Source organism: Dyella sp. 2RAB6 (assembly GCF_052115385.1).
GTDB lineage: Bacteria > Pseudomonadota > Gammaproteobacteria > Xanthomonadales > Rhodanobacteraceae > Dyella_D.
This window is the reverse complement of sequence record NZ_JBFRGP010000038.1, coordinates 1-12,864: the sequence shown is the minus strand read 5'-3', so window position 1 is coordinate 12,864 and position 12,864 is coordinate 1. Positions and strand designations below refer to the sequence as shown.

Here is a 12,864-nt window from a genome sequence, read left to right as displayed (position 1 = left end):
CAACGAGATCTTCGGGCTTCTGATAGTTGGCTAACAGACTGCTAAGCAGCTCGTCGGGCACTTCGTGTTTGCGTGGACTCATGGTGTCTCCGGGTCAGATGGCAGTTTCCTGCCAATGCCCCGTTTACACAAAATCTAGGATAGGCCCCTGCCAACCCTGGTCCATGGAACGCAGAACAGCGCCCAGGTGATAACAAATGGACGGCGGGCCTCTTCGCCCGCGATGTCGATACCGGCCAAGCCCGCTGGTACTACCAATTTTCGCCGCACGACCTGTTCGACTACGACGCCATCAACGAGAACGTATTGGTAGATCTGCCCGTCGGTGGCGCCGTGCGCAAAGTGGTCGTGCGGCCCGAGCGCAACGGCTACATGTACGTGCTGGATCGTGCGACGGGCGAAGTGCTCTCCGCCGATGCGTTTTCACCGGTCAATGCCATTCTTGGCGTCGACCTCAAGAGCGGCAGGCCGAAGTTCAATCCGGACAAGCAGCCGGAGATGGGCAAGGTGGTCCGCAATATCTGCCCCACCGCGCCGGGTGCCAAGGACTGGAATCCCTCCGCCTGGTCGCCGGATACGAAGCTGCTCTATATCCCGCATGCGAACTTGTGCATGGATTGGGAAAGCATGCAGGCCAACTACATCGCGGGCACGCCTTACGTGGGCGCGGAGACCCGCATGTATGCCGGGCCCGGCGGAAACCGTGGCGTGTTGACGGCATGGGACCCGGTGCAGCGGCGTGCGGCATGGGAAGTGAAGGAAGACCTGTCGGTCTGGAGCGGCGCGCTGGCCACGCATGGCGGAGTGGTCTTCTACGGCACGATGGACGGCTGGTTCAAAGCCGTCGACGCGAAGGACGGCCGGTTGCTGTGGAAGTTCAAGACCGGCTCCGGAATCATCGGCCAGCCCATCAGCTACCGCGGACCGGATGGACGCCAATACGTGGCGGTTCTGTCCGGCGTCGGCGGCTGGGCCGGCGCCATCGTGGTCGGGAATCTGGACCCGCGCGACGGTACCGCCGCCAAAGGCATGGTGAACGCCACCACCGACCTGAAGGAGAAGACGACTCCGGGAGGCACCCTGTATGTGTTCTCGCTTCCTTGAAGGCGCGCTGGGCCTCGCCCTGTGCGCGCTGCTGCTGGGAGGATGCGAACGCGAGCAGCGCGATTTCACCGGCCCGCAACCGGATACCAGCGGCCCTGCCCCGTCGCTGGCCGACCTGCAGCCCGGCTCGCTCACCGCGCAGCCGCGCGATCCGCGCGGCGCCATCTACGAGAACAACGCCTACCACATCGGCCAGGGCCAGAACCTGTTCCGATGGATGAACTGCAGCGGCTGCCATGCGAACGGCGGTGGAGATTCCGGCCCGGCCTTGATGGACGACGAGTGGCGCTACGGCGGCGACATCGACCACATCTTCGCGTCGATCGACCAGGGCCGCCCCAACGGCATGCCCTCGTTCCGCGGCAAACTGCCGCCGGAGCAGATCTGGGAACTGGCCGCTTACGTGCGCACGCTGTCGGACAACGTGCGCAAGGACGCCGTGCCGTCGCGCAAGGAAGGCCTGTCGACGACGCCACCGCTAACGCAGAAGGAACCGGAGCCGCCGAAATCCACGGATGCCGCATCTACCCAGGATCCGCAGAAGTGAAACGCGCCGCACCGTGCCTCCTTGTTCTGTTTGCCGGCTGCGGTGGGCGCCAGAACGCGCTCGATTTCGCCAGCGACCAATCGCGTGCGATCGGCGGCATCTGGCACCTCATGCTCATCGTATGCGGGTTCATGTATCTGCTGATGATGGCGCTGCTTGCCTGGGCCATCTGGCGCGCCAGGCGCCGCCTGCCCGACGTAGCGCCGCTTACCGAAGCTCCCGCCGCGGACGACCTTCTGTGCAAACTGCTCAACTCGTGGTCCGCGCTGATCATGATCGGGTTGTTCGTGCTCGCCGGCGGCAGCTTCCTGGTCGATCGCCAACTGGCGCGTGCCGAGGACCCGCATGCCTTGCGGGTTCGCATCACCGGTTCGGAATGGTGGTGGCAGGTGGAATACCTGGACCCGGATCCTTCGAAGCAGCTGGTGACGGCGAACGAACTGCACCTACCGGTGGGGCGCGCCACGCGCGTCGAGTTGCGCTCGAACGATGTCATCCACAGTTTCTGGGTGCCCAGCCTCAACGGCAAGACCGACCTCATCCCGGGGCGCAGCAACTACCAGACGATCACGCCGCGGCGAACGGGACAGTGGCGCGGACAGTGCGCGGAATTCTGCGGCCTGGAACATGCGCGCATGGCGATGGACGTGACGGTGGAGGACGCGGCCGCTTTCGAGCGCTGGAAAGCCGCGCAACTCGCCCCCGCCCGGACGCCGGCGACCGCCGTCGAGCAGCAGGGCCAGCACGTATTCCTCACCAGCACCTGCGCTTCGTGCCACACCATCGCGGGCACCGATGCCGGCGGAAAGGTGGGACCCGACCTCACCCACATGGCCAGCCGCCGCACGCTTGCCGCCAGCACCTTGCCGACGGAGCCGCAGGCACTGGCGCAGTGGATCCGCGATCCGCATGCACGCAAGCCCGGCACCAACATGCCCGCCACCGATCTTCCAGCGGACCAGCTCACCGCGCTGGTCACCTACCTGATGTCCCTGCGATGAGCGAACCGACCCGCCTGCAACAGACCTGGAGCGACCCGCCCGGCTTTATCGGCTGGGTGACCACGGTGGACCACAAGCGCATCGGCGTGCGCTATCTAGTAACGGCCATGGTGTTCTTCCTGATGGGAGGCATCCTGGCCCTGGTGATGCGCACGCAACTGGCGCATGCCGACGCGCACCTGGTGGGGCCAGACCGCTACAACCAGCTGTTCTCGATGCACGGCTCGTCGATGATGTTCCTGTTCGCCGTGCCCGTGATGGAAGCGGTGGCGGTCTATATCGTGCCGCTGATGTGCGGCACGCGGAACATCGCCTTTCCGCGCCTCAACGCCTTCAGTTATTGGATCTACTTATTCGGCGGCATCATGATCTACGCCGCCTTCTTCATGAATGTGGGCCCGGAGGCCGGCTGGTTTTCCTATGTGCCGCTGTCCGGTCCGCAATACTCGCCGGGCAAGCGCACGGACTTCTGGGCGCAGATGATCACCTTCACCGAGGTGGCCGCGCTGGCCGTGGCGGTCGAGCTGATCGTGACGATCCTGAAAACGCGCGCGCCGGGCATGACGCTGGCGCGCATGCCGCTGTTCCTGTGGTCGATGCTGGTCACCAGCTTCATGGTGGTGTTCGCCATGCCGGCGGTGATGCTGGCCAGCACGTTCCTGATCATGGACCGCTTGGTCGGCACGCATTACTACAACGCTGCGGAAGGCGGCGATCCCTTGCTATGGCAGCATCTGTTCTGGTTCTTCGGCCACCCCGAGGTCTACATCATCTTCCTACCTGCCTTGGGCATGGTGTCCAGCATCGTGCAGACGTTTTCGCGGCGGCCGCTGTTCGGACGGCTGGCCCTGGTGGTGTCACTGCTAGCGACGGGTTTCCTCGCCTTCGGACTATGGGTGCACCATATGTTCGCCACCGGCCTGCCGCGCATGGGCAACAGTTTCTACACGGCGGCGAGCATGATGATCGCGCTGCCCAGCGGCGTGCAGATCTTCCGCTGGATGGTGACGCTCGGCACCGGCCGGCCGAAGTTCGCCACCGCGCTGCTGTTCGTGATCGCATTCTTCGTCACCTTCGTGCTCGGTGGACTCACCGGCGTCATGCAGGCCTCGGTGCCGCTGGATCTGCAGCTGCACGACACCTACTTCGTGGTAGCGCATTTCCACTACGTGCTGATCGGCGGCGCGGTGTTCCCCTTGCTCGGCGCCCTGTTCTACTGGTTCCCGAAGTTCACCGGCAAGGTGCTGAGCGAGCGCATGGGCAAGTGGACCTTCTGGCTGGTCTTCATCGGCTTCAACGTCACGTTCTTCCCGATGCACATCGTCGGACTCGAGGGTATGCCGCGGCGCGTCTACACCTATTCCGCGGAAATGGGCTGGGACGTGTGGAACCTGGTCTCCACGGCGGGCTCCTACATGATCGCTGCGGGCATGCTGGTGTTCGCCGCGAATGTCGCCGCCACGCTGCGCTCGAAGGCTCCCTTCGTGGAGAACCCGTGGGATGCACCGGACCTGGAATGGGCGGCAGCCTCGCCGCCGGCCTCCTATAACTTCGAAGCTGTGCCCGTCGTCACCAGCGAAACGCCGCTGTGGACCGAGCGCGACGCCTTGCCCGCGCTGTCGGGCCTGCGCGACGACCGGCCGGAAGTGCTGGTCACCACGGCGGTGGAAGCGGCGCCGCAGATCCGCTGGGGCATGCCGTCGCCGGGCGCATGGCCGCTGTTCACCGCCCTGGGCCTCACCGTCATGTTCGTCTGGTCGATCTTCACGCCATGGGGCATTGTCTGGGGCGCCATTCCCTTCGCGATCGGCGCCACCGCGTGGTTCTGGCCCAAGCCCTCGCAGCCCGGCCTGGAGAGCGAGGCATGAGGCCGCTGCGCGTGACCGGGGACATCCGTCAGTTGCCGGACCATGCGTTTGGTTCGGCCAGTTTCGGCTGGTGGGGCACGCTCGGTTTCATGCTGATCGAGGGCATGGCCTTCGTGCTCGGCGCAGGCGCCTACTTCTACCTGATGTCGAACGAGCAGCACTGGCCGCCCGGCGGCCGGCCCCCCGCGCTGCTCTACGGCAGCCTGTTCACCGCCTTGGCATTGCTGAGCGAGTGGCCGAACGCATGGCTGTCCAGGCGTGCCCACGCGGGCGACGTGCGCGGCATCCGCATCGGCGCCTGGGTCATGGTGGCGTTCGGCATTGCCATGATGGTCGTGCGCGGCTTCGAGTTCGACGCGCTGGGCGTGCTCTGGCATGACAACGCCTATGGCTCGATCCTCTGGGCGCTGATGCTGATGCATTCGGTGCATATCGCCACCGACCTGTAAGACAGCATCGTGCTGGCAGTGATCATCACCCTGCATGCGCCGGATGCGCGCAAGCGGTCCGACGTGGCCGACAACGTCATGTACTGGCATTTCGTGGTCATCGCCTGGCTGGGCATCTACGTGCTGGTTTATCTGCTGCCGAGGTATCTGGCATGAAGCGCTTCGCCGCCGGACTGCTGCCCTGGGCGGGCCTGATCGCCGGCTTCCTGGCCCTGGGGCACGCATCAGCAGGTCCTGGCCGATGCGCTGCGCTTCGACTGCACGGCCATATCGCCGGCCCGTGCCGTCGCGGCGACCGCGCTCGGCATCGTGCTGTGCCTGACCGGTGCGGCGCTTTCATGGCGCGCTGCCAGGGCGCCAGCGCAAGCCGGCGGCGGGCATGCGTTCGTCGCGTGGCTTTCCATCCTGGGGGCCGGCATCTTCGCCCTGGCCATCGCCATGCAGGCGATGGCTTCCTTGACCGTGCCGGGGTGTTTCCGGTGAAACGCTGTCTGCTGCTGATCGCCACCGTCTTCGCCACTTCGCCCGTGCTGGCACACACCGGTGGCGCGTGGGCCGGCTGGACGTTCGAGGCGTGGGTGGTGCTGCCGCTGGGCCTGGCTGCCGCGCTCTATGGAGCGGGCCGGTGGCAGCCGCGGGGCCGCTCGGTCGCGGCGTCCGCGTCGCCGTGGCGGCGCGATGCGCTGTTCGTCGCGGGCTGGGCGATCACCGCGCTCGCGCTGGTCTCGCCGGTGCATGCCGCCAGCGGACGCTCCTTCGCCGTGCATATGTTCGAGCATGAGCTGCTGATGCTGGGCGGAGCGCCGCTGCTGGTGCTGTCCAGGCCGTTGCCGGTGATGCTCTGGGCGTTTCCGCACCGGGCGCGGCTGGCGCTGGGCGGGCTGGTGCATGCGTCGGGTGTGGCCTGGAGCTGGTCCGCCCTGACCCACCCCGCGGTCGCAACCGTGGCGCAGGCCGCGGCGCTGTGGCTGTGGCACGCGCCTGCCCTGTTCGGCTTGGCCCTCGGGGGGGGAAGGCTGGCACATCCTGCAGCATCTGAGTTTCATGCTGACGGCGCTGCTGTTCTGGTCGTCCATGCTGGACGAGACGCGCATGCGCCATCACCCCATGACCGCGGTGGTGGGGCTGTTCTTCACCGCGCTGGTCAGCGGCGCGCTGGGCGCGCTGATGGCGTTCTCGGCCAGCCCCTGGTACGCGGGCTATGCGCGCCTGGGCATGACGCCGTTCGGGCTTACGCCGGTCGAGGACCAGCAGCTCGCCGGCCTGCTGATGTGGATACCGGGCGGCGTCATCCATGCCGCGGCGGCGCTGGCCATTATCGCCCGTCTGCTGCGCGGCGCGCCAAAGAGGATGGCTTCCCATGCGGAATGAATGCATCGCCGCGCTGCTGCTGTTCAGTGCCGCGCACCTTGCGCAAGCCGACACCATGTATGTATCGGACGAACAGGCCAGCGTCGTGCACGTGCTCGACGGCATGTCGGGGCGGGTGACAGCAAGCATCGCCGTCGGCCGGCGGCCGCGCGGTATGGCGTTCTCGCCGGACCATGGCCGGCTTTATGTCGCCTCCGGCGACGACGACCGCATCGACGTGATCGATACGAAGACCAACCGGGTGGTGGACCGCCTGCCGTCCGGCCCCGACCCGGAGCGCTTCGCACTCAGCCCGGACGGCAAACGCCTCTACGTGGCGAATGAACGCGACAGTGCGGTGTCCTTCGTCGATGTCGCGGGCAAGCGTATCGTCGCCACGGTAAGCGTCGGGTCGGAGCCGGAAGGCATGGCCGTGAGCCCCGATGGCAAGACAGTGATCTGCACCTCGGAGGCGGCCAGCCTGGTGCACTTCATCGATGCGGACAAGGCGACGCTCACCGACAGCGTCCTGGTCGGTACGCGGCCGCGCGATGCGGTCTTCACTCCCGATGGCGCTTGGCTGCTAGTCAGTTCCGAAGCCAGGGCAACCCTCGCCGTGTTCGATGCGCGCACGCGAAAAGTGCTGCGCACCATCGACTTCTACAAGGCGGCTGGCGCGCCGCCTGGCGTGCAGGCGATCGGCATCGCCCTGGAAGCCTCCGGCAAGCAGGCCTTCGTGGCGCTGGGCCGCGGGAATCACGCCGCCGAGGTGGATCTGGCCACGGGCGCGATCCTGCGCTACTTCCCCGTCGGCCAGCGCAACTGGGGCATCGCGCTCTCGCCGGACCAGACGCGCGTGTATGCCGCCAACGGCCTGTCGGGCGACCTCACCATCATCCATCGCCATGACGGCACGACGCAGTCCGTCAGGCTCGGAGGGAAACCATGGGGCGTTGCCGTACTGCCTTGATCGCCCTGCTGGCCGGCTGCAGCCTGGCCGCAGCATCGGCGGAAGACCTGCGCATCTGCGCCGACCCCAACAACCTGCCGTTCTCCAATCGCAACCGCGAAGGCTTCGAGAACCGGATCATCGAACTGCTCGCGCGCGACATGGGCATGACGCCGCGCTGTGTCTGGTGGGCCCAGCGCCGCGGCAATCTGCGCAACACCTTGAATGCCCGGCTGTGTGACGTCGTGCCCGGCATCGCCAGCGGCGTGGAGATGGCGGCCACCACGCGTCCCTATTACCGGTCCACGTACGTCTTCGTCATGAAAGCAGGGCGAGGCGCGCCGCTGGCATCGTTCGACGATCCAAGGCTTGAGCAGTGGCTGATCGGCGTGCAGATGATCGGCGATGACGGCGCCAACACACCGCCGGCCCATGCGTTGTCGCGACGGGGCCATACGGGCAACGTGCGCGGTTATCCCATCTATGGCAACTACGCGAATCCGAATCCGCCCGCGGCCATTATCGATGCCGTCGCGCGCGGCGATATTGATGTGGCGGTTGCTTGGGGACCGATGGCCGGCTATTTCGCCGCGCACTCTCCGGTGCCACTCGAGGTGAGGCCGGTGCAGCCCTGGCTCGACGGCCCGCAATGGCCGATAGGAGTATGTTCGAGCGGTGTCTGGCCCAGCATCAAGCAACCTCAAGCGGACCGTATTTATGCCATTGATCACCGTAGAAGTGTGGACAGACGGTCCCAGTTCATTGGGCATGTGGCGGGGGCGTTGGCGGTTACTGAGCGACGGGATTCTTGTCAGACGGCAATTCGGACTCACTGGGTGGCATGCCACTGATCAATTCGCCCGCGAATCGGCACTTGATATGGCAAATGCCGCGCGCCGCAACCTCCCCAATGCTGACGGCATCGTGAAATAGAGAGCGAGACCCATTTCAGTATTTAGGTGGCCACCGCGCTGAACACGGATTGCCTTGCCGTGCGCGGTTATTATCGATCATTCCAGCGAGCCAGTCGCCTTCTTTGTGGCCGGCTTGCATAAGGACATCGCAGGGAATGCGGATCGATAGGCATCGCATCAAGCCGCCTACTGCTACCTCTTCATCCAGGGCCGAGGGGCGCTGAATAGGGGTTTACGAGAGTATGTTTGGCGCCCTAGAGTCATACGCTGTTCGCGACAGGCAACCACCTACGTCGATGAGAAACCGCTGTCTCATTGTTTCTTCGTGAGGCAATCCGTTGGCACATTGTATAGCGGTCGGGAGTACATTCGCATCACATGCCGCAGCCATCCCGTGTGCCTCTGTCGCATCCGATACAGCTCTTCGATAGAGGGGGCATGACGATACGCACCTCGCCGGAACGGACGGAAGAAATACCCAAACCTCGCGAAGGCACTGAGGATCATCGGCGGCTATTCCGTTTAATACTTTTGGCGGCATCGACCGCTGCAGCAAGCTGCTGCCTTCGAGACATGATCGGAGATGGCTTCAGAGAAGGTGGTCCGATGAGGTGATCGAACCCGTCGCCTATATACCTAGCCAGCTTGGCAAGCAGCGAAGAAGGGTGGTGGGAAACGAAGAAAAAATGTCTGGTCATGGCAATCGCCTCAAATAGTGACGCGATATGTGCCGAAATGGCGGTCCGAGATAGATAGCCGGTTGCTAGATTGGTAGAACACCTGCACTGGTGACCGAGGTCCATCTCCCGATGCAGGAGGTCCCATAGGGACCGGCGGCGAGGCTAACCCCACCGCCAGCCCCTGATGCTTACTGTTTGGTCGGTACGTTGACCGCATCAATCGCATGGATGATGCCATTGCTCGAGGTAATGTCTCGCCCCGTGATGGTTGCGCTGCCGATGCGCAGGTTACCGCCGTCCTTCGTGATCGACGCCGTCTGGCCCTGCATCATCTTTGGCGAACTCAGTTTTTCGACTTCTGCGAACGATGCCCGGCCCGGCATCACGTGATATTTCAGCACGGAGATCAACTCCGCCTTGTTCTCTGGCTTGAGCCAGTTATCCAGCGTGCCGCTGGGCAGCTTTTCGAAGGCCGCATCCGTCGGCGCAAAGAACGTGTAAGGGCCAGAGTCCTGCAGGATCGGCATGAGGTCAGCCGCTTCGAGAGCTTTGCCAAGGGTGTGGAAGGAGCCGTTGGCAGCCGCCGTCTCGACGATGTTCATGCCGAGAACGCGGGAGGTGTTGGAATCATGATTGGACATACATTTGCCTTGAGTAATGATCCGAATGGCGGACCAAGAGCGGTCGAAGCCGCGGCTCCGATGAAGATCGGAGAAGTACCCAGGTGGCGTTAGGGAGAGGACCGCGTAGCTGAGGCGCCTGCCAAGGAGGAGACTTTCTTTCCTGGCGCCTAAGCAGCATGCGCGTGTCGTTGTTAGCTGAGAGTAACGTGCATGGACGACACAAGCGAGTCATTGGTTACGATGACTGAGCTTCAGTCGATACCCGAGGAGCAGGAGACCTGACGACGCCTTACAGAGGCATAACGGAAGAAGGCGCATGTTTGATGGCGCGCTCTGGCTTGGGACACCGTCGCTCGGCGGCTCAGCCTATCCGTGACTTTCTTGCAGGGCCTCTGAGTTTCCTCTGTCTTGGTCGGAGCCGTGGGCTAACGCTTGCTTACGACCTGCAGGATGCAGGTCAACACTCGAGGCCTCCCTATGTACACCATCAATCAAATACATTCGCTCTACTTTCATCCCCACAAGCTGCACTTCTCACCCGTTCTGGATGCCGTAGATGGTGAGCTCCGCCATCGCTGGCTTCCAGGGCACGAGACATCACCTCGCACAACTCCCGCGGCACGACAAATCGAGGTCGCACCCACGATCGATCAGCCACAACCTAAAAAGGGTCGAAAAGACATGGATTCGGTCCGTATGGATGATGACGGAGCTTCCAGCTTAAATATTGATATTGATCCACTTGATCGTTGACGACAGTCGCTGCCCCGCCGCGCTCGACCTGCCGACAGGGCTTTCGCCCAGTGGGCAAGAGTGCAACACAGGATCTGTCACAGAGGCAGGCATCATGACTAGCGTTTCGGGCAAAACGATCAACGGATTCACGTACGAAGGTGAGTACGAGCATGCCAATTCGGATCGCGTCACATGGAGCGCAACCTACCGGTGTCGTGGAATCTTCTTCGGAATGCGCCACGGTCGCGTCAACGAGCTTCTTGGCGTTCCATTTGGAGAGGTCAAAGAAGCCGTTATGGACGATATCGAGTTAGCGTGGATTCAATCCGGCTAGACGAGGCTCCATCAGCGAATTGCTTGAACCGCCGAGTCGGGATTGAGAATCTCGTCTTCGTTTCGATCGGCTCTGTGGCCCTCTGCTCAATCTTGTTGGGTTCACCGCCTTGACTCCAAATGGAGATGAGGAGCGTCAATAGGCCCAGTTGACTCATCTCGAGCATGCCCCATCTCTAGACAAAACATTCGGTGCACCCAAAACTCAGCCACTGTCTCGTCGGAAGTACATGGCCACGCGGTGACCTAAAGATAGGTGGCACACAGGCTTAACGCTGGCCACACGCTCTTAGGACTACACGTGAGAAGGCCAAGGAAATCTTGGTCACTGTCATGCGTCTGGCCTGCGACTGAATGCCTGACTTATCATCCCTAGTCGTAGGAGGTCACCGTCATGATGGAGATTAAAGGTTCCTACCGAGGGTTGATTTATATCGTTATCTATCAGCGAAACCAGGGTGCTGTTAGCTGGTCAGCAAGCCTCGAAGACGATGAAGGAGCAGTGGTTTTCCTCACTAATCATTTCATCTGCGGTCAAGGAAAAATCTGCTGTGAAAGTATGCTCCGAGAGCGAATCTTCGCGAGCATTGACGACTACCATCGTCGCAACGAGACACCAGTGCTTCACTAGGCATCAGGCGAAGCGCGTATTGATCACACCGATCATTGTGGCACTCGCCGCCCGTCAAAACTACTTCAACACCAGTGTCAATAGAGAAAGTCGGCACAGGGCTGCCGATGCCAGCAGTGGGACGGCACTCCTGCCGAAGGTCGCACGTATGCGGGCCGATCCGAACACGGTGCTGCTGATAAGGATGTAGCGGCAACGGGCTCGAAGCGTCGAAAGGCGGACTGTTGATATGGACCGGGGCGATGATCATCATCGGCCAAACTGATCATCAACATCGGTACGCGTGATCACCACTGGCCCAGTGACCAGCGCGGACCGACCAGTGACGCGTTCTGGTCGGTGCTCGCAACGTGCCGACACGCCAGAGATCCCGCACCGCCATACCAACTCCGCTTCGGCGGGATTTTCTATGCTAGCCAGCGCCCCTTTTCCGCCGGCAAGTCTGGTCACACCGGAAGTAGGTAATCGAGGTAATCCGTCGTTTTTTGGCGCTCAAACCATTGATTTCAGGCAAATCTATGATTACCTCAAAAGAGTGATCAATGGTAACTCCAAAGGTAATCATTTTCTAAGTGATTGTTTTTTTCGCAGTCACTCTCGTCTGCATGATTACCTATTAAGGAGGCAATCAATTACCCTCTGATTACCTCAAAGATTACCGCGAAGACCGATCTCTATCACATTGATCTCACGAAAAAACATATCCACGAAAGAGCATGATTACCTTGATTACCTTTTTCCGATGGGGTCAAACATTTTCCAGCTCATGAAAGGGAGACGTCCCTCTCCATCGTGATAGACAGCAATCTCCAGGACCGTACAGCGACACACCGTTACCGATGCATCGGGCGGTACTCGTCAAAACGCCGCCGCACACCGCCCTGCTAGCTAGGTAGGCTCTCTCTTAGATGCTGCACGCCCCACGGACAGAAGGTTGCTGTCGCGTCTATCGCTATGCCTTCGCTTGTGTACACACCCACTCATACACCAAGGCGAGGTTGCTCAAGTGACTCGTCATGCCGACGATAGTTGCCTCATTCGCCACGCTTCCCTCTATGCAGCACACCCATTGTTCTGAGAGACCTCATTCAGAACGGCCTCTCCTTGCCCGACCTCCAGACGAGCGCAATGCTGCTTGTCGTCACCATGGCAACGCTCGTGGATGTCACTGCACCTACCTGATGACCTCCGCCGAAACGCTCATATCCCACCCCCTTATCCTTGCTGGAGTACGCATGATCGGCATTCCCTCAACCGGCGGCCTGACTCAGGCCGTCCTTACCGCGGTTTGCTTCGAAGGCCTTTCTGCTGAGACCCGGGAGGGGCGGAAAGCAACACTCGCTATCATCGACGAAAACGGAAAGGTCATCGAAACAGGCCCCGCCGTTGCCCGGGAGGCCTGGAATGTCACGCTCGCCTGCTACAAGAATTTCCTGGTAGGACAAGGACACCTTCGGGTGTTCTCCGGTCCGCCAAGCGCTGTAAATTGAGGCACTACAAAGCGACCCGATGGTCGCTTTTTTTTCGCGTAGGCGGTTTCAACTGGTCAATGCAACACCCATAGTGTTGATGACCGGGAGAGACGATGAGCAAGGCAGGATCGACTGCAAGGCGCCTGAACGCGGAACAGAAGAAGCGGCTGTGGAGCCAGTGGCGGCAAGGAGACTCGATCGCCGAGAT

The 12,864-nt window shown here is 62.1% G+C and carries 13 protein-coding genes and 2 pseudogenes; 14 read left to right on the top strand and 1 reads right to left on the bottom strand.

Annotation, left to right across the window (positions count from 1 at the left end):
- Positions 1-174 precede the first annotated feature (174 nt).
- The 11 genes and pseudogenes from AB4083_RS22580 to AB4083_RS22530 form a co-directional block, all read left to right on the top strand.
- A pseudogene (locus AB4083_RS22580) lies at positions 175-396 on the top strand (PQQ-dependent dehydrogenase, methanol/ethanol family); the annotation flags it as partial.
- The gene (locus AB4083_RS22575) at positions 373-1,104 is read left to right on the top strand and encodes a hypothetical protein (protein ID WP_441610751.1); all 732 of its coding nucleotides are present in this window, start codon (positions 373-375) and stop codon (positions 1,102-1,104) included. The pseudogene AB4083_RS22580 and the gene AB4083_RS22575, both read left to right, overlap by 24 nt.
- A complete protein-coding gene (locus AB4083_RS22570; RefSeq protein WP_441610750.1) occupies positions 1,085-1,651 on the top strand; it encodes a c-type cytochrome in 567 nt (188 codons plus the stop codon). Before AB4083_RS22575 ends, AB4083_RS22570 begins: the two co-directional genes overlap by 20 nt.
- Positions 1,652-1,782: 131 nt before the next feature.
- Positions 1,783-2,652, top strand: a complete 870-nt coding sequence (locus AB4083_RS22565; RefSeq protein ID WP_441610749.1) for a cytochrome c oxidase subunit II — start codon at positions 1,783-1,785, stop codon at positions 2,650-2,652.
- Positions 2,649-4,520, top strand: a complete 1,872-nt coding sequence (ctaD, locus tag AB4083_RS22560) for a cytochrome c oxidase subunit I (protein WP_441610748.1) — start codon at positions 2,649-2,651, stop codon at positions 4,518-4,520. Before AB4083_RS22565 ends, ctaD begins: the two co-directional genes overlap by 4 nt.
- On the top strand, positions 4,517-4,969 hold the full coding sequence (locus AB4083_RS22555) for a cytochrome c oxidase subunit 3 (RefSeq protein ID WP_441610747.1): 453 nt from the start codon (positions 4,517-4,519) through the stop codon (positions 4,967-4,969). The genes ctaD and AB4083_RS22555 overlap by 4 nt, the downstream gene beginning before the upstream one ends.
- 9 nt (positions 4,970-4,978) lie before the next feature.
- Entirely contained in the window at positions 4,979-5,125 is a 147-nt protein-coding gene (locus AB4083_RS22550; RefSeq protein ID WP_441610746.1) for a hypothetical protein, read from the top strand.
- A pseudogene (locus AB4083_RS22545) lies at positions 5,122-5,985 on the top strand (cytochrome c oxidase assembly protein); the annotation flags it as partial. The gene AB4083_RS22550 and the pseudogene AB4083_RS22545, both read left to right, overlap by 4 nt.
- Before the next feature lie 28 nt (positions 5,986-6,013).
- The gene (locus tag AB4083_RS22540; protein ID WP_441610745.1) at positions 6,014-6,340 is read left to right on the top strand and encodes a cytochrome c oxidase assembly protein; all 327 of its coding nucleotides are present in this window, start codon (positions 6,014-6,016) and stop codon (positions 6,338-6,340) included.
- Positions 6,330-7,289, top strand: a complete 960-nt coding sequence (locus AB4083_RS22535) for a PQQ-dependent catabolism-associated beta-propeller protein (RefSeq protein ID WP_441610744.1) — start codon at positions 6,330-6,332, stop codon at positions 7,287-7,289. Before AB4083_RS22540 ends, AB4083_RS22535 begins: the two co-directional genes overlap by 11 nt.
- The gene (locus AB4083_RS22530) at positions 7,286-8,119 is read left to right on the top strand and encodes a quinoprotein dehydrogenase-associated putative ABC transporter substrate-binding protein (RefSeq protein WP_441610743.1); all 834 of its coding nucleotides are present in this window, start codon (positions 7,286-7,288) and stop codon (positions 8,117-8,119) included. The genes AB4083_RS22535 and AB4083_RS22530 overlap by 4 nt, the downstream gene beginning before the upstream one ends.
- Positions 8,120-9,050: 931 nt before the next feature.
- Here AB4083_RS22530 and AB4083_RS22525 read toward each other — a convergent pair.
- The gene (locus AB4083_RS22525) at positions 9,051-9,503 is read right to left on the bottom strand and encodes a fasciclin domain-containing protein (protein ID WP_441610742.1); all 453 of its coding nucleotides are present in this window, start codon (positions 9,501-9,503) and stop codon (positions 9,051-9,053) included.
- Positions 9,504-9,962: 459 nt separating this feature from the next.
- Between AB4083_RS22525 and AB4083_RS22520 the strand changes: the two genes are divergently transcribed.
- From AB4083_RS22520 to AB4083_RS22510, 3 genes are all read left to right on the top strand, one after another.
- Positions 9,963-10,238, top strand: coding sequence for a hypothetical protein (locus AB4083_RS22520; RefSeq protein WP_441610741.1), 276 nt, complete (start codon positions 9,963-9,965; stop codon positions 10,236-10,238).
- Positions 10,239-10,332: 94 nt separating this feature from the next.
- Positions 10,333-10,554, top strand: a complete 222-nt coding sequence (locus AB4083_RS22515; protein WP_441610740.1) for a TonB-dependent receptor — start codon at positions 10,333-10,335, stop codon at positions 10,552-10,554.
- Between the two features lie 1,865 nt (positions 10,555-12,419).
- Entirely contained in the window at positions 12,420-12,674 is a 255-nt protein-coding gene (locus AB4083_RS22510) for a hypothetical protein (RefSeq protein WP_441610739.1), read from the top strand.
- The last annotated feature ends 190 nt before the right edge of the window (positions 12,675-12,864 follow it).

Bases quoted from the DNA above. Each gene is read 5' to 3' on its own strand.
- AB4083_RS22515 (WP_441610740.1), top strand. From the start codon at position 10,333: ATGACTAGCGTTTCGGGCAAAACGATCAACGGATTCACGTACGAAGGT.
- AB4083_RS22575 (WP_441610751.1), top strand. From the start codon at position 373: ATGTACGTGCTGGATCGTGCGACGGGCGAAGTGCTCTCCGCCGATGCG.
- AB4083_RS22525 (WP_441610742.1), bottom strand. From the start codon at position 9,503: ATGTCCAATCATGATTCCAACACCTCCCGCGTTCTCGGCATGAACATC.
- AB4083_RS22540 (WP_441610745.1), top strand. From the start codon at position 6,014: ATGCTGACGGCGCTGCTGTTCTGGTCGTCCATGCTGGACGAGACGCGC.
- AB4083_RS22510 (WP_441610739.1), top strand. From the start codon at position 12,420: ATGATCGGCATTCCCTCAACCGGCGGCCTGACTCAGGCCGTCCTTACC.
- AB4083_RS22570 (WP_441610750.1), top strand. From the start codon at position 1,085: ATGTGTTCTCGCTTCCTTGAAGGCGCGCTGGGCCTCGCCCTGTGCGCG.
- AB4083_RS22535 (WP_441610744.1), top strand. From the start codon at position 6,330: ATGCGGAATGAATGCATCGCCGCGCTGCTGCTGTTCAGTGCCGCGCAC.
- ctaD (WP_441610748.1), top strand. From the start codon at position 2,649: ATGAGCGAACCGACCCGCCTGCAACAGACCTGGAGCGACCCGCCCGGC.
- AB4083_RS22520 (WP_441610741.1), top strand. From the start codon at position 9,963: ATGTACACCATCAATCAAATACATTCGCTCTACTTTCATCCCCACAAG.
- AB4083_RS22565 (WP_441610749.1), top strand. From the start codon at position 1,783: ATGTATCTGCTGATGATGGCGCTGCTTGCCTGGGCCATCTGGCGCGCC.
- AB4083_RS22555 (WP_441610747.1), top strand. From the start codon at position 4,517: ATGAGGCCGCTGCGCGTGACCGGGGACATCCGTCAGTTGCCGGACCAT.